Source organism: Vibrio sp. 1978 (assembly GCF_033344345.1).
In genome coordinates, this window is sequence record NZ_JAWPOP010000143.1 from 1 (window position 1) to 1,089 (window position 1,089).

Below are 1,089 nucleotides of genomic sequence, written 5' to 3' on the forward strand. Positions count from 1 at the left end.
CCCGAATTCAACTGCGAAGTGCGACACTCGCCAATATCAAGCGGCCAGTGCCATTTCTTTAAAGACAATCGCTGGTTGCTTGAAGTCTAAACACTTTCTTGGACGATAATTTATCCGCGATAAAGCGAATTCAATATCGCTGTCTGTTACTGTTGTTAGGTCGGTTCCTTTCTTCACATATTGCCTTAAAAGACCGTTAGCATTCTCATTGGCTCCACGCTCCCAAGAACTATAAGGGTGGGCAAAGTACACATCAGCCTCCAACTCCTTTGCGATGGTTTCATGGCCTGCAAACTCTCTCCCGTTATCTGTCGTGATGGTATGGACATGCTCCCTGTAAGGCATGAGTAGCTCTATGGTTGCTTTGGTGACATCATCCGCTGACTTGGATGGCACTTTCTTCACCACGTAAAATCGTGTTTTACGCTCTAAAATAGTCACCATAGCCCCAGTACCGTGCTTGCCTAATACGGTGTCGATTTCCCAATCACCAAATCGCTCCTTACTGTCAACGATGCTTGGCCTATCATCGATCGAAACCGCATTTTTGATCGCTGGTGCTTTCTCTTTTTTACCACGACGATACCGCTTGTGGCCTTGCCTCAAGTGGCGATATAACTTGCCACCCGCGCGTTTATCCTGCGCAACAAATCGGTAGACCCACTCATGGCTGACAGCGGCACCGACTTTAGTCAATACACTGGAAATCTGCTCTGGACTCCAATCTGCTTCTAAAAGGAGGCGGATAAAATCAACACGCTCCTGAGGTATTCGGTATTTACGCGCTGATGTGCGTTTTTGGATTGATAACACCTGAGCTTCGCTTGGGCAATAATGATTGCCCTTGCTGCCGCGTTTAAGCTCCCGATATACCGTAGAGCGATGGCATTGAACGGTTTTAGCAATCTCAGAAATTGAAATCCCCCGTTCCAAAAGAGCAGAAATCTGGTATCTTCTGCCCTCGGTCAACTGCTGATAATTCATGGTAGTACTGCTTGTTTCTTTGGCGAGAAGAGCGTACCACTTTCAGTAGTTGACTTCCTCTTCTACACCTATCCATGAATGTCGCACTTATTATCTGAAATCGGG

General features: G+C 46.7%; 1 protein-coding gene. It reads right to left on the reverse strand.

The annotated features are described in order from the left end of the window. Positions 1–36: 36 nt before the first annotated feature. Entirely contained in the window at positions 37–984 is a 948-nt protein-coding gene (locus R8N49_RS25090; RefSeq protein ID WP_258489494.1) for an IS30 family transposase, read from the reverse strand. Positions 985–1,089 lie beyond the last annotated feature (105 nt).